Here is a 19,232-nt window from a genome sequence, read left to right as displayed (position 1 = left end):
GTGAACTCACACCGAACTCACTGCTTACCCTCGAACCGTGAACTCCGTGACCGAGCTGGCGACCTCCGGGCCGCTGCTGCTCGCCGCCGGGGTCGCCCTGCTCGCCGGCGCCATCTCGTTCGCCTCGCCGTGCGTCGTCCCGCTCGTGCCGGGTTACCTCGCCTACCTCGCCGCGCTGGTCGGCGCCGACGCGCCCGCCGTGACCGCGGACGAGGACCGCAAGAAGGGCCGCTACGCCGTCGTCGGCGCGGCCGGCCTGTTCGTGCTCGGCTTCACCGTCGTGTTCGCCGCGGGGGTCGGCAGCCTGGTGTGGCTCGCCGACGCCCTGCTGGTCAACCAGGACCTGCTGCAGCGCGTCGGCGGCGTGGTGACGATCGCGATGGCCCTGGTGTTCCTCGGTCTCATCCCGGCGCTGCAGCGCGACGTCCGGTCGCACCGCGTGCCGCGCGGCGGTCTGCTCGGCGCGCCGCTGCTGGGCGCGGTGTTCGGGCTCGGCTGGACGCCGTGCATCGGCCCGACGCTGTCCGGGGTGCTCGCGCTGGCCGCGGGCACCGGCTCCAGCGGCGCCCGCGGGTTCCTGCTGGTCCTGGTCTACTGCCTGGGCCTCGGCCTGCCGTTCCTGCTCATCGCGTTCGGCGCGCGCTGGGCCGTGCGCGCCACCGACTGGCTGCGCCGCAACGGCCGCCGGGTGCAGATCTTCGGCGGCGTGCTGCTCCTCGTCGTCGGGGTCCTGCTGGTCACCGGCCTGTGGGGCGAGCTGGTCAGCTGGTTGCGCGACGCCTTCGTCACGGACACGGTGCTGCCGCTGTGACCGCCACCGAAGCGCCCGCGGACCCCAAGCCGTACCGCGACTCGCCCGCCAAGCGCGTCCTGGCGTTCCTGCGCAACACCTGGCGCGGGCTCACCGCGATGCGCACCGCGCTGATCCTGCTCTTCCTGCTCGCGCTCGCCGCACTGCCCGGCGCCCTGCTGCCGCAGCGCACGCTCAACGCCCCGAAGACCGAGCAGTACATCGCCGACCACGGCTGGTGGGGCACGCTGCTGGACCGCCTGCAGTTCTTCAACGTCTACTCCAGCGTTTGGTTCTCGGCGATCTACCTGCTGCTGATGATCTCGCTCATCGGCTGCCTGCTGCCGCGCAGCGTCGAGTATCTGAAGTCGATGCGGGCCAAGCCGGTGCTGACCCCGCGCAACCTGTCCCGGCTGCCGCACTTCGCGAAGGCCACCACCCCGCGCGACCCGGACGAGGTCGTCGCCGCCGCCCGCGCCCGGCTCAAGGGCTGGCGCAGCGTCGAGCGCGCGGAGGAGGACGGCACCCGCACGATCAGCGCCGAGCGCGGGTACCTGCGCGAGACCGGCAACCTGGTCTTCCACTTCGGGATGCTCGGGCTGATCATCGCGTTCGCGCTCGGCAAGATGTACACCTACGAGGGCCAGGTGATCGTCCAGGCCAACGGGTCCCAGTTCTGCAACTCCGGGATCTACGCCTACGACTCGTTCACTCCCGGCCTGCGCGTCGACGGCACCGACCTGAACCCGTTCTGCGTCAAGGTGAACGACTTCACCGCCGAGTTCACCGAGGCCGGCCAGCCCATCCAGTACAAGTCGAACGTCCAGTACCAGGCGGGCGCGGACCTGGAGACCGGCACCTGGCGGGACTACCTGCTCGAGGTCAACTCGCCGCTGCGCCTGGCAGGCGACCGCGTCTACCTGCTCGGCAACGGCTACTCGCCGATCTTCACCATCACCTGGCCGGACGGCACCACCCGCACGCAGGCCACGCAGTGGCGCCCGACCGACGGCACCGGGACGCTCAACGAGGGCGCGACCAAGTTCGACCCGCCGAACATCACCGACCCGTTCGAGCGGCGCACCAAGCAGCTCGCGATCACCGGTCTGTTCGCGCCGGACGGCCTGCTGCACGGCGGGGTGCTGACCGGCGGCGGCCCGGAGATGACCAACCCGATGGTCGCGGTCGACGTGATGCGCGGCGACCTCGGACTCGACTCCGGGCAGAGCCAGTCGATCTTCTCCATCGACCAGTCCATGGTGGACGACGGGCGGCTGGCGCGGGTGGCTCGGTCGAACCTCAACGTGGGCCAGTCGGTCACCCTCGACGACGGCACCGTGGTGCGGTTCGACGGGGTGCAGCGCTTCGTGTCGCTGCAGATCTCGCACGACCCGACCCAGACCTACGTGCTCGGGTTCGCCGTCGCGATGTTCCTCGGCCTCGGGTTGTCGTTGCTGATCAAACGTCGCAGGCTGTGGGTGCGGGTCGTCCCGGCCGGCGAGGGCGGGACGGGTACCGTGGTCGAGGTGGGCGGGCTCGCCCGCACCGACCAGGCGGGCTACGGCGAGGAGTTCACCCGGATCGCGGAAGAGCTGCTCACAGGCAAGAAGAAGAGGTAGGTAATGCCGGTCAACGCAACGTTGTCCCAGTACAGCGACTGGTCCTACACGACGGCGACCGCGATCTACGTACTGGCGCTGGTCTTCTTCCTCATCGAACAGTCCTTCGGCGCCAAGGGGCGCCGCGCGGCCGAGCGCACCCGGGAGCGGGCGCGTGAACTCGTCGGCGCCGGCGGCCCGGACAGCACCGAGACGGTCACCCCTCCGGCTGAAACTCCCGCGGCCCGCGCCGCCCGTGGCCGCGCCGAGCGCATCGGCCGCATGGGCGCCGCGCTGACCGTCCTGGGCGCGCTGCTGCACCTGACCGCGCTGGTGCTGCGTGGTCTGGCGACCCACCGCGTGCCGTGGGGCAACATGTACGAATACATCATGGCGGTGACGTTCATCGCCGTGGTGACCTGGCTCGTGGTGATCCGCAAGTTCCCGGCGCGCCACCTGTCCGGCTTCCTGCTGCTGCCGGTGGTCATCCTGATGTTCGTCGGCGGCACGATGCTCTACACCGTGGCCGCGCCGGTCCAGCCCGCGCTGCAGTCGTACTGGCTGGTCATCCACGTCTCCGCGGCGGCCGTCTCGTCCGGCATCTTCCTGGTGCCCGGTGTCGCGAGCATCCTGTACCTGATCCGCTCGGCGCACGAGCGCGACCCGAAGCGGTTCGCCCGGTTCGGCTCGCGGCTGCCCGCGGCCGACGTGCTCGACCGCATCGCCTACCGCACCACCGTGTTCGCGTTCCCGCTGTTCACGTTCGGCGTGCTGTGCGGCGCGGTGTGGGCCGAGGCCGCGTGGGGCCGGTTCTGGGGCTGGGACCCGAAGGAGACCACCGCGTTCATCGCGTGGATCGTCTACGCCGCCTACCTGCACTCGCGGGCCACGGCGGGCTGGCGCGGCACCCGCGCGGCGGTCATCAACACCGTCGGCTTCGCGGTGACGGTGTTCAACCTGTTCTTCGTCAACCTCGTCACCACGGGCCTGCATTCCTACGCCGGGGTCGGCTGATGACCGAGCCGCGCGAACCCGAGTCCTACTTCTCCGACGAACGAACCGACTCCACCTCGCACCCGGCTCCTCCGCCGCCGCGGCACCAGCAGCCCGGCTACGACCCGAATCTGCCCCCGCTGCAACAGCAGCAGTACGGGCAGCCGCAGTACCCGTACCCGCCGTTGCCGCAGCCGTCGCGGCCGCGTCACGCGTCGCCCGAGCGGGCGGTGCGGCCGCCGAAGCGCGTGCCCCAGTCGGGCTGGCGCAAGGCGGTCTACGTCGCCTCCGGCAAGCTGATCAACCCGGGGGAGAGCCCGCAGGAGCAGCGGCAGCGCGAGCTGGTCGCGCGGGTGAACCAGCCGCTGCGCGGGTGCTTCCGGATCGCGATGCTGAGCCTCAAGGGTGGGGTCGGCAAGACCACGATCACCACCACGCTGGGCTCGACGTTCGCGGCGCTGCGAGGTGACCGGGTGATCGCGGTCGACGCGAACCCGGACCGCGGCACGCTGTCGCAGAAGATCCCGATCGAGACCACGGCGACGGTGCGGCACCTGCTGCGGGACGCGGACAAGATCACGCGCTACAGCGACGTCCGAGCCTACACGTCACAGGGGTCGAGCCGGCTGGAGATCCTCGCCAGCGAGCAGGACCCGGCGGTGTCGGAGGCGTTCTCCGAGAGCGACTACCTGCGCACGGTCAACCTGCTGGAGCACTTCTACAACATCGTGCTCACCGACTGCGGCACCGGCCTGATGCACTCGGCGATGAAGGGCGTGCTCGACGCGGCCGACGCGCTGGTGGTGGTGTCGTCAGGCTCGGTCGACGGTTCCCGCAGCGCCTCGGCGACGCTGGACTGGCTGGACGCCCACGGGTACGGCGACCTGGTGAAGCGGTCGGTGACCGTGATCAACTCGGTCCGCCCGAAGGCCGGTTCGGTGGACCTGGACAAGCTGGCCGCGCACTTCGCGGCGCGAACCCGCGCGGTATGCCGGATTCCGTTCGACCCGCACCTCGAAGAGGGCGCGGAGATCGAGCTGGAGCGCCTGACGCCGGAGACCCGCACGGCGCTCCTGGAACTCGCGGCGACGATGGCGGATGCCTTCCCGGGTAAGCGGTAGGTCAGTCCTCCTCGGACTTCGGCGGCTTCTGCTCGCCGAGCTTGCGCAGGAATTCGGGGTCGTCGTCCGGTGGGACGGTCGCTCGCGAGGACACCCCGACGTGCTCGGGGCCGAAGGCTCGCCACAACAGGACAGCGATGGTGAGCGCTCCGATCGCTGCGAGCAGGTAGATCATCCCCGCTCCCTTCCGAGTGCGTTGGCGCGGAACTGCTCCACCGAGGGTAACCCCTCCGGCGTGAGTTCCGGTTGACGCGCTCGGGCCCCGCGGGTCCGGCCGGGCCGGTCCGCGGGGTTCTCGCCACCTGCTCAGATACGCGCGGGCTCGCTCGCGTCCGTGGTGAGCTCGGCCAGCAGGGCGTTGACCTCGGACTCCCGGAACCGCCGGTGCCCACCCGGGGTGCGGATCGAGCCGATGCGGCCCGCGGTCGCCCACCGGGTCACGGTCTTCGGGTCCACCCGGAACAACGCGGCGACTTCGCCGGGCGTCAGCAGGCGCCCTCCCGTGCTAGCGGTCATTTTCCGCCTCCTTCACGACCAAACTGCTAAACCGGAGGTCGAAGCCCCGGTTCGATCAACACGGCAATCGTGGCATCTCACCCGCCAGGTACTCGAACGGTTGTCGAACAGTAAAGGGTAAGTAATGGACAAAACGCCCAGCTTGTGGACGCTAAGCAACTGTGCGGGCAGCGGTCGCTGGCCGTGGGTAACGGCCGCCTAGGCTGGTCCGCGTGGATGCCCTGGACCGCAAGATCATCGCCGCGCTGCGCCTGAACGGCCGTGCCACGTACGCGGAGCTGGGCAGAACCGTGGGGCTGTCCGCGTCGTCCGTGCACGAGCGCGTCGGCAAGCTGGAGGCGGCCGGGGTGATCACCGGGTACCACGCGACCGTGAACCCGAGCACGGTGGGTCTCGGGGTGACGGCGCTGGTCGGCATCCAGCCGACCGACACGGCCGAGGACAACGACGTGGCCGAGGAGCTGGGCGCGCTGCCCGAGGTCGAGAGCTGCTACGCGGTCGCCGGGGACGAGGCGTTCGTGGTCAAGGTGCGGGTGCCGACGGTCGACGACCTGGAGCACACGCTGGGCCGGTTGCGCCGGATCGCCGGGGTGGCGCGCACGCGGACCACGGTGGTGCTGTCCACGCGGTTCGAGGGCAGGCCGAACAACACGGTGCTGGAAGACCCGCCGCCGACCGGCGCGTAGGCTCGTCAAACGTGAGCGAGACCCGTACTCATCTGGGCCGTGACCTGACGCTTTACCTGCTCGCGCGGTTCGGGCTGATCGTCGTCGTGGCGGCCGTGCTCGTCCTGGTGAAGGTGCCGCTGCTGGTGGCCGTCGCCGTCGGTGTGGTGGTCGGCCTGCCGGTCGGGTTGCTCGTGTTCCGCAAGCTGAACGCGCGGGTGACCGCCGGCCTCGCGGCGCGCAACGAGCACCGGGCGCGGGAGCGGGCGAAGCTGCGGGCCCAGCTGCGGGGCGAGGATGCCGCCGACGAATAGGGCGTGGGTGCGCGAGGCGATCCGCCTCATCGAGGCCGACGCGAACCGCAGCGCCGACACGCACCTGCACTGCTTCCCGCTGCCGCCCGAGTGGGGCGTGGACCTCTACCTGAAGGACGAGTCGGTGCACCCGACCGGCTCGCTCAAGCACCGGCTGGCCCGGTCCCTGTTGCTCTATGCGCTGGTCAACGGGCAGATCGGCCCGGAAACGACGTTGATCGAGGCGTCCAGCGGCTCGACCGCGGTGAGCGAGGCGTACTTCGCGCGGATGCTCGGGCTGGACTTCGTGACGGTGGTGCCGCGGAAGACCAGCCAGGAGAAGATCGAGCTGATCGAGTTCTACGGCGGCCGGTGCCACTTCGTGGACGTGCCGTCCGCGATGTACAGCGAGGCCGAGCGGCTGGCCGCGGAGTGCGGCGGGCATTATCTCGATCAGTTCACCTACGCCGAGCGGGCGACGGACTGGCGCGGCAACAACAACATCGCGGAGTCGGTGTTCGCCCAGATGCGCGCCGAACGGCATCCGGTGCCGTCGTGGATCGTGGTGGGCGCGGGCACCGGCGGGACGAGCGCGACGTTCGGCCGGTACGTGCGCTACCGGCGGCACACCACGAAGATCGCGGTGGCCGACCCGGAGAACTCGTCGTTCTACGGCGCGTGGCAGACCGGCGCGATGGACTACACCACGGGCATGCCGTCACGGATCGAAGGCATCGGACGGCCGCGGGTGGAGCCGTCGTTCGTGCCGACGGTCATCGACCACATGATCCAGGTCCCGGACGCCGCGTCCATGGCGGCGATCAGGTTGCTGCGGGAACGCACCGGCCACTGGGCGGGCGGCTCGACGGGCACCGCGCTGTACGCCGCGTTCGAGATCATCGCGGGCATGCTCGAAGCGGGCCAGGTGGGCAGCGTGGTAACCCTCATCTGCGACGGCGGCGAACGCTACGCCCACACCTACTACAACGACAGCTGGATCGCCGAACAAGGCTTCGACCTAACCCCACACACCCAACGCATGGAACGTTTCCTAGCCACCGGCAAGTGGACGACCTAACAGCCACCCGGCAACGAAACGCAACCAAACCCCCGAACCACCCCTCTCCCGCAACCCGATCCCCAGCCAAATCGGTTGCCGAGCCACCGGGTCAAGGCACGCTTTCCCGCCTTGACGCGGTGTCTCGGCAACCGAACACTGAAAGATCGGGTTCGGGAGGGGCAGATCCGGGCGTAGCGAAGCGAAGCCCGGCGCCCTCAACACCCGCGTAGCGGCTACGAAACCGCCAACCCCACACAAGCAAGCACCGACCAGGCCAGCATCGCCAACCCGGTGTCCTTCAGCACCGGAATCAGCCCGGGCCCGGTCCCCCCACCGGTGATCACCCGCACCGGGGTCCGCAGCAGCGGCGCGGTCACCAGCGCGATCAACAGCCAGGGGTGCCACACGGCGAGCAGCACCGTCACGACGTACGGCACCGCGATCAGCACCAGGTAGAACCGCCGCGTGCCGGCATCGCCCAGGCGCACCGCGAGGGTCACCTTCCCGGCCACCCGGTCGGTCGGGATATCCCGCAGGTTGTTGGCCACTAGCACGGCCATCGAGAAGCACCCGACCGCCACCGCGGCCCCGAGCGCCTCCCAGCTGATCCGGCCGGCCTGCACGTACACGGTGCCCAGCACCGCGGCCAGTCCGAAGAAGATGAACACCGCGACCTCGCCGAGCCCCGCGTACCCGTAGGGCTTCCGGCCGCCGGTGTAGAACCAGGCGCCGAGGATGCACGCGGCGCCCATCGCGAGCAGCCACCACCGCCCGGTGGCCGCCACCAGCACCAGCCCGAGTACGCCGGCCACGCCGAAGCAGGTCAGCGCGGCGGTGAGCACTAGCTTCGGCGCCGCGGCACCGGAGCCGACCAGGCGCAACGGGCCCACCCGGTCGGCGTCGGTGCCGCGGACGCCGTCGGAGTAGTCGTTGGCGAAGTTGACGCCGATGATCAGCGCGAGCGCCACGAGGAGCGCCAGCAGCGACTGCCACCAGGTGAACGCCCCCAGCTGGATCGTCGCCCCCACGCCCGCCACGACCGGTGCCACCGCGTTGGGCAGCGTCCGCGGCCGGGCACCCTCGATCCACTCCGTCACAGTCGCCATGACTGCATTCTCGTCGAGCGCGCCTACTCCCCGGCGACCGGGACGGACCAGGTGAGCGTGCCGGAGTCCGGGAGGGGCGGGTCGGCCGCCGCCGTGCCGGCCACCGCGAGGACGGCGAACGCGGCACCGACGGCCGCGACCAGGAGACGTTTCAGCGAGATCATTGGCTAACTGAAAAACGGTCCGCGCCGGATGTCAACCAACCGGGGGAAAAATCTGCTCCGCGACCGCTGTTCGGTCGATTTTGCCGGGCCCGCGCAGCGGGAGTGTGGTAACGAACTCGACCCGCTTCGGCACAGCCGCGGCGCCGGCCGCCGAGCGCACCGCGGCCCGCAGCTCGTCCACGTCCGGCGCCTCGCCCTCGGGCACGACCGCGGCCGCGACGACCTGACCCCACTCGGCGTCCGGCAGCCCGACGACGCACGTCTCCCGCACCCCGGGCAGGGCCGTGATCAGGCGTTCCACCGCCGCCGCGGACACCTTCACCCCGCCGGTGTTGATCACGTCGTCGAGGCGGCCGAGGACTTCCAGGCGCCCGTCGCGCAGCTGCCCGCGGTCCCCGGTGCGGAACCAGCCGCCGTCGAACGCCTCCGCGGTGAGGTCGGGCCGCAGCCGGTAGCCGTGGGTGAGCACCGGCCCCGCGATGAGGATCCGGCCGTCGTCGGCGATCCGCACGTCGACCCCGTCCAGCGGCACGCCGTCGTAGACGCAGCCGCTCGCGGTCTCGCTCATCCCGTAGGACGGGACGATCCGCACCCCGGCCTCGGCGGCGCGGGCGCGCAGGGTCGGGGTGGTCGCGGCGGCGCCGAGGATGATCGCGTCGAACGCCTTGGCCGCGTCCAGCCCGGGGCCGCCGGCGTCGAGCAGCCGGGTCAGCTGGGTCGGGACCATCGCGGTGTAGCGCGGCCCGTCCCCGGCGAGCACCGGCCGCGCGGCCTCGGCGAAGCGCTCCGCCCGGAACGGCCCTGGCGGCAGCACCGCGAACGGCTGTCCGGCCAGCATGGACCGGACCAGCACCTGCAGGCCGCCGATGTAGTTCGCGGGCGTGGCGAGCAGCCAGCGGCCCGGCCCGCCGAGCCGGGCGTGGGTGGCCGCCGCCGAGGCCTGCAGCGCCTCGGCGGACAGCAGGACGCCCTTGGGCTCACCGGTGGACCCGGAGGTCGCGATGATCACCGCGGTGCCCGGCTCCACCGGCTCGTCCGGCCGCATGCCCGCCAGCAACCCGGCGGCCTTGGGGTCGCCGCCGTCCAGGGGCAGCACGGCCTCGCCCCCGTCGAGCGCCGCCGCCACGGCACCGGCCAGCTCGTCGACCGACTCCGGACCCCGCAGCCAGACCTCGCGCACGCGCACCTCAGTAGTAGTAGGGGAAGGCGGACCAGTCGGGATCCCGCTTCTGCAGGAACGCGTCCCGCCCCTCGACGGCCTCGTCCTGCATGTAGGCCAGCCGGGTGGTCTCGCCCGCGAAGACCTGCTGCCCGACCAGCCCGTCGTCGATCAGGTTGAACGAGTACTTCAGCATCCGCTGGGCCGTCGGCGACTTGCCGAGGATCTCCCAGCCCCACTGCAGGGCCTCGGCCTCCAGGTCGGCGTGCGGCACGACCGCGTTGACCGCGCCCATCCGGTGCATCTGCTCGGCGGTGTACTCGCGGCCGAGGAAGAAGATCTCCCGCGCGAACTTCTGCCCGACCTCACGCGCCAGGTAGGCCGACCCGAACCCGCCGTCGAACGAGCCGACGTCGGCGTCCGTCTGCTTGAACCGCGCGTGCTCGGCCGAGGCGAGGGTGAGATCGCACACCACGTGCAGCGAGTGCCCGCCGCCCGCGGCCCAGCCCGGGACCACCGCGATCACGACCTTCGGCATGAACCTGATCAGCCGCTGGACCTCCAGGATGTGCAGGCGGCCCGCACGCGCGGGGTCCACCGTGTCGGAGGTCTCGCCGCTCGCGTACTGATACCCGGACCGACCGCGAATACGCTGGTCACCACCGGAACAGAACGCCCACCCACCGTCCTTCGGCGAGGGACCGTTCCCCGTCAGGAGGACGCAGCCGACATCTGAGCTCATCCGCGCGTGGTCGAGAGCGCGGTACAGCTCGTCGACGGTGTGCGGGCGGAAGGCGTTGCGAACCTCGGGGCGGTCGAACGCGACGCGCACGACGCGTTTGCCGGAGCGGGCCTCGACGGAACGGTGATAGGTGATGTCGGTGAAACCGAAACCCTCGATTTCGGTCCAGGCGGACGGGTCGAACAGCTCGGAAACCTGGGCGTCATGCACGTTTGGGAGAATAGGCCGTGTGACTGTGGTGACGGGTGACACGCCGGGGGGTCCCCGGTGAATCCGTCGACCGCCCAGGCCAAGGTGATCGTGGACGAACTCGTCCGCAACACCGTCTCCCACGTGGTGCTCTGCCCCGGTTCCCGCAACGCGCCGCTGTCGCTGGCGCTGTACGACGCGGCCGCCGCCGGGCGCCTCCAGCTGCACGTCCGCATCGACGAGCGGGGCGCGGGCTTCCTCGCGCTGGGCATCGCGGCGCGCACCGGGCGCCCGGTCGCCGTGGTCTGCACCAGCGGCACCGCGGCGGCGAACTTCCACCCGGCCGTCCTGGAGGCCGACCGCGCCGGGGTCCCGCTGATCGTGCTCACCGCCGACCGCCCGCCCGAGCTGCGGGCCGCGGGCGCTAACCAGGTCATCGAGCAGCAGCGGCTCTACGGCGGCGCGGTGCGGTACTTCGACGAGCTGGCCGTCGCCGAGCGGCGGGGTGGCCAGAACGCGTACTGGCGCAGCCAGATCTGCCGGGCGTGGAACGCGGCGTACGGCGAATGGCGGTGTGGCCCGGTCCACCTGAACGTCCCGTTCCGCGAGCCGCTGGTGCCCGACGGCGACGACGAGTGGTTCGAGTCGCTGGAGGGCCGCCCCGGCGGGGAGCGCTGGACCGAGCTGCCGGACTTCGGAGCGCTGCCGTCGTTCGTGGTCCCGTCGGCCCGCTGCGGTCTGGTCATCGCGTGCGACAGCGGGGTGCGCGCCGCCGGTGAGTGGGGTGAGCAGCACGGCTGGCCGGTGATCTCGGAGACCGGCGGGCTCGGCCTGCTCGGGTCGTCGGCGATCTCGTCCGGCGTGTGGCTGCTCGGCGCCGAGGAGTTCATCCGGCGGCACAAGCCCGAGCAGGTGCTGTGCCTCGGCAGGCCGACGGTGTTCCGGCAGATCCAGCAGCTGCTGTCGGACGCCGACGTCGAGGTGCTGCTGGTGCGCCCGGACTCGGACTGGCCGGCGCCCGCCCACAACGTGCGGCAGGTCGGGCAGTGGTTCGACTCGCCGACCAAGCCGGCCGATCCGGAGTGGCTGGCCGCGTGGCAGCGGGCGGACGCGCTGGCGAACGAGGCGGTCGGCACGGCGTTGCGGCGCGAGCAGTGGCCGAGCGGGCTGCGGCTGGCGTCCGAGCTGGTCGACGCACTGCCGCCGGACGCGCTGCTGGTGGTCGGCTCGTCCAACCCGGCGCGCGACGTGGCGCTCGCCGGCCGGATGCGACCGGACGTGCTGGTGCACCGCAACCGCGGCGTGGCGGGCATCGACGGCACGGTGTCGACGGCGATCGGCGCGGCGACGGTGCACCGCGGGCAGTCGTACGCACTGCTCGGCGACCTGACGTTCCTGCACGACGTGAACGGTCTGCTGGCCGGCCCGCCGGAGACGCGCCCGGACCTGACGATCGTGGTGCTCAACGACGACGGCGGCGGGATCTTCTCGCTGCTCGAGCAGGGGGCGCCCGAGCACCGGGACGCGTTCGAGCACGTGTTCGGCACCCCGCACGGCGCGGACCTCTCGGCGCTGTGTGCCGGGTTCGGCATCCCGCACGTACAGGCCGGAACGATCGAGGAGTTCCGCGAGGCGCTGCGCCCGGCGCCCGGTCTGCGGGTGGTCGAGGTGCAGGTGGACCGGTCGCGCCACCGCGATCTGCACGCCCGCATTCGCTCGGCGGTGTCCACCGCTCTCAGTTAGCGGGAACCTTCTTTCGGACGTGTCCGGTGGGAAGTTTTCCCGCTAGCGTCCCCGCCATGCGTCTGCGAACTCGCGCCGGCCTGGGGGCCGTGACCACCGGAATCGCGATCGTGCTCCTCGCTTCGACCGCCTCCGCCGCGCCCGCCCCGGGCGCTGCCGGAGCCGGCGACCCCTACTACCCGTACGCCGGCAACGGCGGCTACGACGTCGCCCACTACGACATCCGCCTCACCTACCAGCCGGCCACCGACCAGCTCGCCGGCACCACGACGATCCTCGCCAGGACCACGCAGGAGCTGTCCAGCTTCGACCTCGACTTCGGGCTCCACGTGAGCGGGATCCGGGTCGACAACGTGCCCGCCGCCTTCCGGACCGTCCGCGAGGGCGAGCTGGAGGTCACCCCGGCCAAGCCGCTCGCGAAGAACCAGCCGGTCACCGTCGTCGTCACCTACGCGGACACCCCGTCCAAGGTCGTCATCGACGGCTACACCGCGTGGAAGAAGACCCCGGACGGCGCGCTCGCCGTCGACGAGCCGCAGAACTCGCAGTGGTGGTACCCGGCCAGCGACCACCCGACCGACAAGGCCACCTACGACGTCTCGGTCGAGGTGCCGGACGACGTCGCCGCCCTGTCCAACGGCACGCTCGTCCGCAAGACCAAGCAGCGGGCAGGCTGGACGCGCTGGAACTGGCGCAGCACCCAGCCGCAGAACACCTACGCCACCACCCTTGAAGTCGGGAAGTTCGAGGTCAACCAGGCCACCACGCCCGGCGGGCAGCCGTTCGTCACCGCGTACGACCCGGCCACCGGCGACTCCCTCGGCGCGGCGAAGGCCAGCGTCGAGCGCACCCCGGAGATCGTCGAGTTCCTCGCGAGCCAGTTCGGCGAGTACCCGTTCGAGGCGCAGGGCGGGGTGGTCAGCACCGGCCTGACCTTCGCGCTGGAGGCCCAGACGCGGCCGGTGTACAGCAACAAGTTCTTCGTCGCCGGGACGAACACCTCGGTCGTCGCGCACGAGAACGCGCACCAGTGGTTCGGCGACTCCGTCTCGCTGGGCCGCTGGAGCGACATCTGGCTCAACGAGGGCTTCGCGAGCTACGCCGAGTACCTGTGGTCGGAGCACCAGGGCGAGGGCACCGCGGCCGAGCTCGCCCAGTACGTCTACGACTCCTACCCGGCCGACGACCCGTTCTGGCAGGTCCTGCCCGGCGACCCGGGAGCGGCCAACCAGTTCGACGACGCCGTGTACGACCGCGGCGCGCTGGCCGTGCAGGCGCTGCGGACCGCCGTCGGCGACGACGCGTTCTTCACGATCCTGCGCACCTGGGTCGCCCGGCACCGGGGTGACGACGCCCGCATCAGCGACTTCGTCGCGCTGGCCGAGGAGGTCTCCGGCAAGCCGCTGCAGCAGCTGTTCCAGACCTGGCTGTTCACCGCGGGCAAGCCGGCCACCGGCCCGAACGGCGCGGCGACCCTGCGTGCCGCCGCCCAGCCGCGGTCCTACCCCGCCATCCAGCGCACCCACCAGCTGCAGGCGGCCGGAGACAGCCGTTAACCCGCACCTTCTATGCTCGGAGGAGTGACGGCGAGAACTCTGTGGTGGCTGAAGATCGGCCGTCGCTGCGTGCTCGCCGTCGCCGTCGTGATCACCGTGCTGTGCGCCGGCCTGCTGCTCGCCGCGATCCGCAACGACCAGGCGATCACCGGCAACCTGGGCACGGCGACGGCCGAGGTGGACGCGGTGGCCTGGGACCGGACGATCATCCGGTTCGAGACGCCGGACGGCATCGTGCACAGCCCGTCCAACGGCGTGCTCTACCCGGCCGGGCTGGTTGCGGGCGACCTGGTGCGCATCGAGTACGACGCGACCGACCCGGACCTGGCCCGCGTCGCGGGCCGCACCGCGACCTTGACGCTGCTGCCGCTGGGCACCACCATCCTGATCACCTGGGTGGTCGCAGGCGCGGTGGCCTGGCTGATCCGCCAGCGACTGCGCCGCGAGCCGGAGGTGACCGAGCCGGAGGTCACCGTCGTCGAGGCCGGCACCACGGTGAAGTCCGGCTGACTCCGGCAGCGAGGGGACTTCCATGCGCAGCGTCACCTACTCGATGTCCGTCTCGCTGGACGGCTACATCGTCGGGCCGGACGGCCGGTTCGACTGGTCGGCGCCCACCGAGGAAGTCTTCCGCCTCGCCATCGAGGAGGTGCGCGGCGTCGACTTCCACCTGATGGGGCGGCGGCTCTACGAGACGATGCTGTTCTGGGAAACCGCCGAACAGGAGCAGACCCTGAACGACGCGGAGCTCGAGTTCGCCGCGATCTGGAAGGCGATGCCCAAGGTCGTGTTCTCCACCACGCTGCCCGCGGTGGAGGGCAACACGCGGCTGGCTTCCGGCAGCCCGGCCGAGGAGATCGAGCGGCTGCGCGCCGAGCCGGGGGACGGCGACATCGCGATCGGCGGCGCGACCCTGGCCGCCGAGGTCGCCGCGGCCGGGCTGATCGACGAGTACCTCGTGCGGGTCCACCCGGTGCTCGTCGGCGGTGGCACCCCGTTCTTCGCCCACCAGGAACGCCGGGTGGACCTCGAACTCGTCGAGACCCGCACCCTCAGCGACAAGGTCGCCTTCCTCCACTACCGCGTGGTGCGTTAGAACCCCTGGCGCGGCGGCTGGATCTGCTGCTGCGGGTACTGCTGCGGCGCGTGACCCGGCTGCGGGTACCCGGCCTGCGGGTACCCGGCCTGCGGGTAGCCGGCCTGCGGCACGGGCGGCTGCTGCGGCATGGGCTGCGGCGCCGGCGCCTGCTGCTGCATGGCCTGGACCTGCTGCGCCTCGTCCTTGGTCAGCTTGTTCGTCATGCCGCAGAACGTGCACACCGTGAAGTACTTCGAGCTGATCGGGAACAGCGGGATGAAGAACAGCGTGAACTTCGTGACGGCGCGGCGCAGCGCGTGCGCGCTCGGGTTCTGGCAGTTCCCGCACAGGTAGGTCGCGGTGGCCAGCTCCTGGACGCTCTTGCGCCAGCCGTAGATCAGCATGTGGTGTTCTCCCGGGTCCGTGTTCTTGTCGGGACCTAGGACGCGCGGATGCCCCGTTCGGTTTCCTGCCACCAGGACAGGACTTCCTCGGCGACGCTGGGCGCGGCGACAAGCAGGCCGTCGGTGGGCAGCGGGCTGTCCGACCCGCGCCGGTCGAGCACGACGGCGCCCGCCTCGATGGCCAGCGCGACCGACCCGGCGACGTCCCACTCGTGGTAGCTGTGCAGCACCGCGGCGATCGCGTGCCCGAGCGCGACCTGGGCGATCGACAACGCGGCCGAGCCGAGCACGCGAACCCCGGCGTGTGCCTCGGCGGCGCGTTCGATGAACGAGCCCATGCCTGGCCACGGCCCCTTGCGGGCCAGCTCGGTGCACACGATCGACCCGGCGATGCGGTCCCGGTCGACCAGCTTGACCGGCTTGCCGTTGGCGCGCGTGCCGCGGCCGCGGGCGGCGGCGTAGATCTGCGCGCGGTAGGGGTCGGCGACCACACCGACGACCGGTCCGGACGCGTCGACCAGCGCGAGGCTGTAGGCGCACCACGGCACCCCGGCGACGTAGTTGGCCGTCCCGTCGACCGGGTCCACCACCCAGCGGTAGGCCGCCGAGTCCGCGCCGGTGTCGGCGCCGAACTCGCCGCCGACGACGGGGATGCCGGGGAACTCGGCGGTCAGCACGCGGCGGGTGTGCCGCTCCAGGATGCGGTCGGTGTCGGTGACCCAGTCGAACGGCGAGTCCGCCACGTCCGGGTGGGCGCCCCGGCCCGCGGTCGCCGTGATCACGTCGGTGGCGTCGTTGGCCAGCCGCCCGGCGACCTCGAGCGCTCGCGACAGCAAGCCCGGTTCGACCGGGTGGGGTGGACGGGCGGAGAGGAGGGTCACGCCAGCCGAGTGTGGCGGCAGCAGATGTCCGGGACGCGACACCCAGGTGAAGCGGAGAAAGCTTCGTGAAGTTCGGGCACCGTTGGTCCCGTCGTCACGCGGGCTTTTCTCCGCGAACCGGACCGGCTGCCACGGTGGGGATCGTGCGCGTCGCCATCGTCACCGAAAGCTTCCTCCCGCAGGTGAACGGCGTGACCAACTCCGTGCTGCGGATCATCGAGCACCTCACCGGCACCGGCCACGACGTGATGGTGGTCGCGCCCGGCCTCACCGGGCCGACGCACTACCGGGGCGCGCCCGTGGTGCGCATCCCGGCGCTGGACCTGCCGGTGGTGAACTCGCTGCCGATCGGCCTGCCCACCCGCACGGTGCTGACCGCGCTGGCCGCGTTCGGGCCGGACGTGGTGCACCTGGCATCGCCGTTCGTGGTCGGCGCCCGCGGGCTGGCCGCGGCCCGGCGGCTGCGGGTGCCCTCGATCGCGGTGTTCCAGACCGACATCGCCGGGTTCGCCACCGCGTACGGGCTCGGCCTCGGCGCGCGGGCCGCGTGGCGGTGGGTGCGGCGGCTGCACACCAAGGCCGACCGCACGCTCGCACCGTCCACCCAGTCCGTGGAGGACCTGCGTGCGCACGGTGTGCCCCGCGTGCACCGGTGGGGCCGGGGGGTGGACGTCGAGCGGTTCTCGCCGGCGCACGCGGACCCGGACCTGCGGGCCCGGCTCGCGCCGAACGGGGAGCTGCTGGTCGGGTTCGTCGGGCGGCTGGCGCCGGAGAAGGAGGTCGGCAGGCTCGCCGCCCTGACCGGGGTGGACGGCGTGCGGCTGGTGATCGTGGGTGACGGGCCGGACCGCGAGGAGCTGGCCGAACGCCTGCCCGGCGCCGCCTTCCTCGGCGCCCGCTACGGCGACGAGCTGTCCGCGGCCTACGCGAGCCTCGACGTGTTCGTCCACACCGGCCCGCATGAGACGTTCTGCCAGGCGGTGCAGGAGGCGATGGCGTCCGGGCTGCCGGTGCTGGCGCCGGACGCGGGCGGCCCGCGGGACCTCGTCCTGCCCGGCCGCACCGGCTTCCTGCTGCCGCCCGACCCGGCCGGGTTCGCCGAGGAGCTGGTGCGGCGCGTGCGCGACCTGCGTGACCCGGCGCTGCGGGACCGGCTGGGGACCAAGGCCCGCAAGGTCGTGCTCGGCCGGACGTGGCCCGCGGTGTGCGCGGAGCTGGTGAACCACTACGAGGTGGTCACCGGCCGCGTGGCGCGAGCCGCCTGATGCCATGCACATCGTCCAGCTGGCGAACTTCTACGGGCCCCGGTCCGGTGGTCTGCGCACGGCGCTGCACCACCTCGGCGCCGGATACGTGGCGAGCGGCCACCGCGTGACGCTGGTCGTGCCGGGGCCCCGGCACGCCGAGGAGCAGCTGCCGACCGGGGTGCGGCGGATCAGCCTGCCCGCGCCGAAGATCCCCGGCACCGGCGGCTACCGCGCGGTCGACCCGTACCGGGTGCGCGCGTTGCTGTCTGCGCTGCGCCCGGACCGGCTGGAGGTGTCGGACCGGCTGACCCTGCGGGGGATGGGGGTGTGGGCGCACCGGCGCGACGTGCCCAGCGTGGTGATCTCGCACGAGCGGCTGGACCGGCTGCTGGAGCAGTTCCTGGTGCCCGGTCCGCTGGCCCGCCGCGTCGCCGACGCCGCCAACCGGCGCATGGCGGGCAACTACGACACGGTCGTCTGCACCACGTCGTTCGCCCGCGAGGAGTTCGACCGGATCGGCGTCGCCAACGTCCGCCAGGTCCCGCTCGGGGTGGACCTCGCGACCTTCCGCCCCACGCACCACGATCCCGGCCTGCGGCACGAGCTGGCCTCCGGCGCGGACGCGTTGCTGGTCCACTGTGGACGGCTGTCGCCGGAGAAGCACGTCGAGCGCAGTGTGGACACCGTCGCCGAGCTGACCGAGGCGGGGGACCGGGTGCGGCTGGTGATCGCCGGGGACGGGCCGCGCCGCCGGGCGCTGGAACGGCGGGCGCGCGGGCTGCCGGTGACATTCCTCGGGTTCGTGTCCGACCGCACCGCCGTGGCCCGGCTGCTGGCCAGCGCCGACGTCTCGCTCGCGCCCGGTCCGCACGAGACGTTCGGGCTCGCGGCGCTGGAGGCGCTGGCGTCCGGGACGCCGGTGGTGGTGTCGCAGTCCTCGGCGCTGCGGGAGATCGTCCGGCCCGGCTGCGGGGCCGCGGTTCCGGACGTGCCGCGGGCGTTCGCGTCGGCCGTGACCGGCCTGCTGGAGAGCCCGGAAGACCTGCGACGTAAGGCTTCGCGCGCCCGGGCGGAGGAATTCGCGTGGCCCGCGAGCGTGCGGGGGATGCTCACTGCCTTACCCCCACCCGTCGCCCACCGCCGCCCTCAACGGAGGGGCAAGCGCCGCAGCTAGTCTTCAAACATGTCGCGAGCCAGTCTGGACAAGGATCCACACGAGGTCGCCGCCATGTTCGACGGCGTCTCGGAGGGCTACGACCGGGCGAACTCGGTCATGACGTTCGGGTTCGACCGGCGATGGCGCACGACGACCTCGCGGGTCCTGGACGCCCGCCGCGGCGAGCGGGTGCTCGACCTCGCCGCGGGCACCGGGGTGTCCACCGCCGAGTACGCCCGCGGCGGCGCGTGGTGCCTGGCCGCGGACTTCTCCCTCGGCATGCTGCGCAGCGGCAAGCACCGCCGCGTCCCGATGGTCGCCGCCGACGCGCTGCACCTGCCGTTCGCCGACGACAGCTTCGACGCCGCGACGATCAGCTTCGGCATCCGCAACTTCGTCGACACCAAGGCCGCGCTCGAAGAGATCGCGCGCGTGGTCAAGCCGGGCGGCCGGCTGGTGATCTGCGAGGTGTCGACCCCCACATTCCCGCCGATCCGGTTCGTCTACAAGAAGTTCATCCTGCGGGTCATGACGCTGCTCGGCCGGTTCTCCTCGACCAACCCCGAGGCCTACTCCTACCTGGCCGAATCGATGGCCGCATGGCACGACCAGCGCAGCCTGGCGCAGATCATCGCCAGCGCGGGCTGGTCGAAGGTGGAGTGGCTGAACCTGACCTTCGGCGTCGTCGCCATCCATCGCGCCTGGAAGCCCACCCGCCAGCCCGACCACCACCCCTGATGGAGACGCTCCGCGTCGCAGTGCTCCCCGTAA

General features: G+C 71.9%; 22 protein-coding genes. 14 read left to right on the top strand and 8 right to left on the bottom strand.

Annotated elements, in window-relative coordinates; translation table 11 throughout:
• Positions 1-37: 37 nt before the first annotated feature.
• From ACCP09_RS05535 to ACCP09_RS05520, 4 genes are read left to right on the top strand one after another with little or no spacing between them, the layout of a single operon-like run.
• Positions 38-811 (top strand): cytochrome c biogenesis CcdA family protein, encoded by a 774-nt coding sequence (locus ACCP09_RS05535; RefSeq protein ID WP_027932771.1) that lies wholly within the window; start codon positions 38-40, stop codon positions 809-811.
• The gene (gene resB / locus ACCP09_RS05530) at positions 808-2,409 is read left to right on the top strand and encodes a cytochrome c biogenesis protein ResB (protein WP_433743578.1); all 1,602 of its coding nucleotides are present in this window, start codon (positions 808-810) and stop codon (positions 2,407-2,409) included. The genes ACCP09_RS05535 and resB overlap by 4 nt, the downstream gene beginning before the upstream one ends.
• A gap of 3 nt (positions 2,410-2,412) precedes the next feature.
• Complete coding sequence (gene ccsB, locus ACCP09_RS05525) at positions 2,413-3,402, top strand: c-type cytochrome biogenesis protein CcsB (RefSeq protein WP_027932769.1); 990 nt, start codon at positions 2,413-2,415, stop codon at positions 3,400-3,402.
• Positions 3,402-4,502, top strand: coding sequence for a MinD/ParA family ATP-binding protein (locus ACCP09_RS05520; RefSeq protein ID WP_378364694.1), 1,101 nt, complete (start codon positions 3,402-3,404; stop codon positions 4,500-4,502). The genes ccsB and ACCP09_RS05520 overlap by 1 nt, the downstream gene beginning before the upstream one ends.
• 1 nt (position 4,503) lies before the next feature.
• Here the strand turns inward: ACCP09_RS05520 and ACCP09_RS05515 are convergent, their stop codons facing one another.
• Complete coding sequence (locus ACCP09_RS05515; RefSeq protein ID WP_017986422.1) at positions 4,504-4,677, bottom strand: hypothetical protein; 174 nt, start codon at positions 4,675-4,677, stop codon at positions 4,504-4,506.
• A gap of 131 nt (positions 4,678-4,808) precedes the next feature.
• Positions 4,809-5,018, bottom strand: a complete 210-nt coding sequence (locus tag ACCP09_RS05510) for a BldC family transcriptional regulator (protein WP_027932767.1) — start codon at positions 5,016-5,018, stop codon at positions 4,809-4,811.
• A 212-nt stretch (positions 5,019-5,230) separates the two neighbouring features.
• Between ACCP09_RS05510 and ACCP09_RS05505 the strand changes: the two genes are divergently transcribed.
• The 3 genes from ACCP09_RS05505 to ACCP09_RS05495 are packed head-to-tail and all read left to right on the top strand — an operon-like array spanning position 5,231 to position 7,054.
• Entirely contained in the window at positions 5,231-5,704 is a 474-nt protein-coding gene (locus ACCP09_RS05505) for an Lrp/AsnC family transcriptional regulator (protein ID WP_017986424.1), read from the top strand.
• Between the two features lie 11 nt (positions 5,705-5,715).
• Positions 5,716-5,997 (top strand): DUF4229 domain-containing protein, encoded by a 282-nt coding sequence (locus ACCP09_RS05500; protein WP_027932766.1) that lies wholly within the window; start codon positions 5,716-5,718, stop codon positions 5,995-5,997.
• Positions 5,981-7,054 carry a PLP-dependent cysteine synthase family protein gene (locus ACCP09_RS05495; protein WP_433743571.1) on the top strand — a complete coding sequence of 358 codons (1,074 nt, stop codon included), beginning with the start codon at positions 5,981-5,983 and terminating at the stop codon, positions 7,052-7,054. The genes ACCP09_RS05500 and ACCP09_RS05495 overlap by 17 nt, the downstream gene beginning before the upstream one ends.
• A 215-nt stretch (positions 7,055-7,269) precedes the next feature.
• On the opposite strand, the gene ACCP09_RS05490 is transcribed toward ACCP09_RS05495, so the two are convergent.
• The 4 genes from ACCP09_RS05490 to ACCP09_RS05475 are packed head-to-tail and all read right to left on the bottom strand — an operon-like array spanning position 7,270 to position 10,417.
• Entirely contained in the window at positions 7,270-8,142 is an 873-nt protein-coding gene (locus ACCP09_RS05490) for a 1,4-dihydroxy-2-naphthoate polyprenyltransferase (protein WP_433743568.1), read from the bottom strand.
• A 23-nt stretch (positions 8,143-8,165) separates the two neighbouring features.
• Positions 8,166-8,306: a hypothetical protein gene (locus tag ACCP09_RS05485; RefSeq protein ID WP_017986428.1), complete on the bottom strand. Its 141-nt coding sequence runs from the start codon at positions 8,304-8,306 to the stop codon at positions 8,166-8,168.
• 31 nt (positions 8,307-8,337) lie between these two features.
• Positions 8,338-9,486 carry an o-succinylbenzoate--CoA ligase gene (menE, locus tag ACCP09_RS05480; RefSeq protein WP_433743565.1) on the bottom strand — a complete coding sequence of 383 codons (1,149 nt, stop codon included), beginning with the start codon at positions 9,484-9,486 and terminating at the stop codon, positions 8,338-8,340.
• Positions 9,487-9,493: 7 nt separating this feature from the next.
• On the bottom strand, positions 9,494-10,417 hold the full coding sequence (locus tag ACCP09_RS05475) for a 1,4-dihydroxy-2-naphthoyl-CoA synthase (protein ID WP_123684098.1): 924 nt from the start codon (positions 10,415-10,417) through the stop codon (positions 9,494-9,496).
• Positions 10,418-10,474: 57 nt separating this feature from the next.
• Here ACCP09_RS05475 and menD point away from each other — a divergent pair, with 57 nt between their 5' ends.
• The 4 genes from menD to ACCP09_RS05455 are packed head-to-tail and all read left to right on the top strand — an operon-like array spanning position 10,475 to position 14,791.
• A complete protein-coding gene (gene menD, locus ACCP09_RS05470) occupies positions 10,475-12,139 on the top strand; it encodes a 2-succinyl-5-enolpyruvyl-6-hydroxy-3-cyclohexene-1-carboxylic-acid synthase (protein WP_378333829.1) in 1,665 nt (554 codons plus the stop codon).
• 56 nt (positions 12,140-12,195) lie between these two features.
• A complete protein-coding gene (locus tag ACCP09_RS05465; RefSeq protein WP_433743561.1) occupies positions 12,196-13,695 on the top strand; it encodes a M1 family metallopeptidase in 1,500 nt (499 codons plus the stop codon).
• Positions 13,696-13,719: 24 nt separating this feature from the next.
• Positions 13,720-14,205, top strand: coding sequence for a hypothetical protein (locus ACCP09_RS05460; RefSeq protein ID WP_378333831.1), 486 nt, complete (start codon positions 13,720-13,722; stop codon positions 14,203-14,205).
• A 22-nt stretch (positions 14,206-14,227) separates the two neighbouring features.
• On the top strand, positions 14,228-14,791 hold the full coding sequence (locus tag ACCP09_RS05455; RefSeq protein ID WP_433743558.1) for a dihydrofolate reductase family protein: 564 nt from the start codon (positions 14,228-14,230) through the stop codon (positions 14,789-14,791).
• Here the strand turns inward: ACCP09_RS05455 and ACCP09_RS05450 are convergent.
• Positions 14,788-15,177 (bottom strand): zinc-ribbon domain-containing protein, encoded by a 390-nt coding sequence (locus ACCP09_RS05450; RefSeq protein ID WP_433743555.1) that lies wholly within the window; start codon positions 15,175-15,177, stop codon positions 14,788-14,790. The two genes, ACCP09_RS05455 and ACCP09_RS05450, sit on opposite strands and share 4 nt — an antisense overlap.
• Before the next feature lie 35 nt (positions 15,178-15,212).
• Positions 15,213-16,058, bottom strand: a complete 846-nt coding sequence (locus ACCP09_RS05445; RefSeq protein ID WP_027932757.1) for an inositol monophosphatase family protein — start codon at positions 16,056-16,058, stop codon at positions 15,213-15,215.
• 143 nt (positions 16,059-16,201) lie between these two features.
• Between ACCP09_RS05445 and ACCP09_RS05440 the strand changes: the two genes are divergently transcribed.
• Genes ACCP09_RS05440 through ACCP09_RS05430 form a run of 3 tightly spaced genes read left to right on the top strand, consistent with a single transcriptional unit; the run spans position 16,202 to position 19,199 of the window.
• Entirely contained in the window at positions 16,202-17,323 is a 1,122-nt protein-coding gene (locus ACCP09_RS05440) for a glycosyltransferase family 4 protein (protein ID WP_208722369.1), read from the top strand.
• Positions 17,324-17,327: 4 nt separating this feature from the next.
• On the top strand, positions 17,328-18,479 hold the full coding sequence (locus tag ACCP09_RS05435) for a glycosyltransferase family 4 protein (RefSeq protein WP_433743552.1): 1,152 nt from the start codon (positions 17,328-17,330) through the stop codon (positions 18,477-18,479).
• Between the two features lie 9 nt (positions 18,480-18,488).
• A complete protein-coding gene (locus ACCP09_RS05430; RefSeq protein WP_433743549.1) occupies positions 18,489-19,199 on the top strand; it encodes a demethylmenaquinone methyltransferase in 711 nt (236 codons plus the stop codon).
• Positions 19,200-19,232 lie beyond the last annotated feature (33 nt).

The sequence above is a fragment of the Amycolatopsis sp. 3B14 genome, assembly GCF_050958625.1.
Lineage (GTDB): Bacteria > Actinomycetota > Actinomycetes > Mycobacteriales > Pseudonocardiaceae > Amycolatopsis_E > Amycolatopsis_E thermoflava.
Note: the sequence above shows the minus strand (reverse complement) of the source record. Positions and strands in the feature narration are given on the sequence as shown.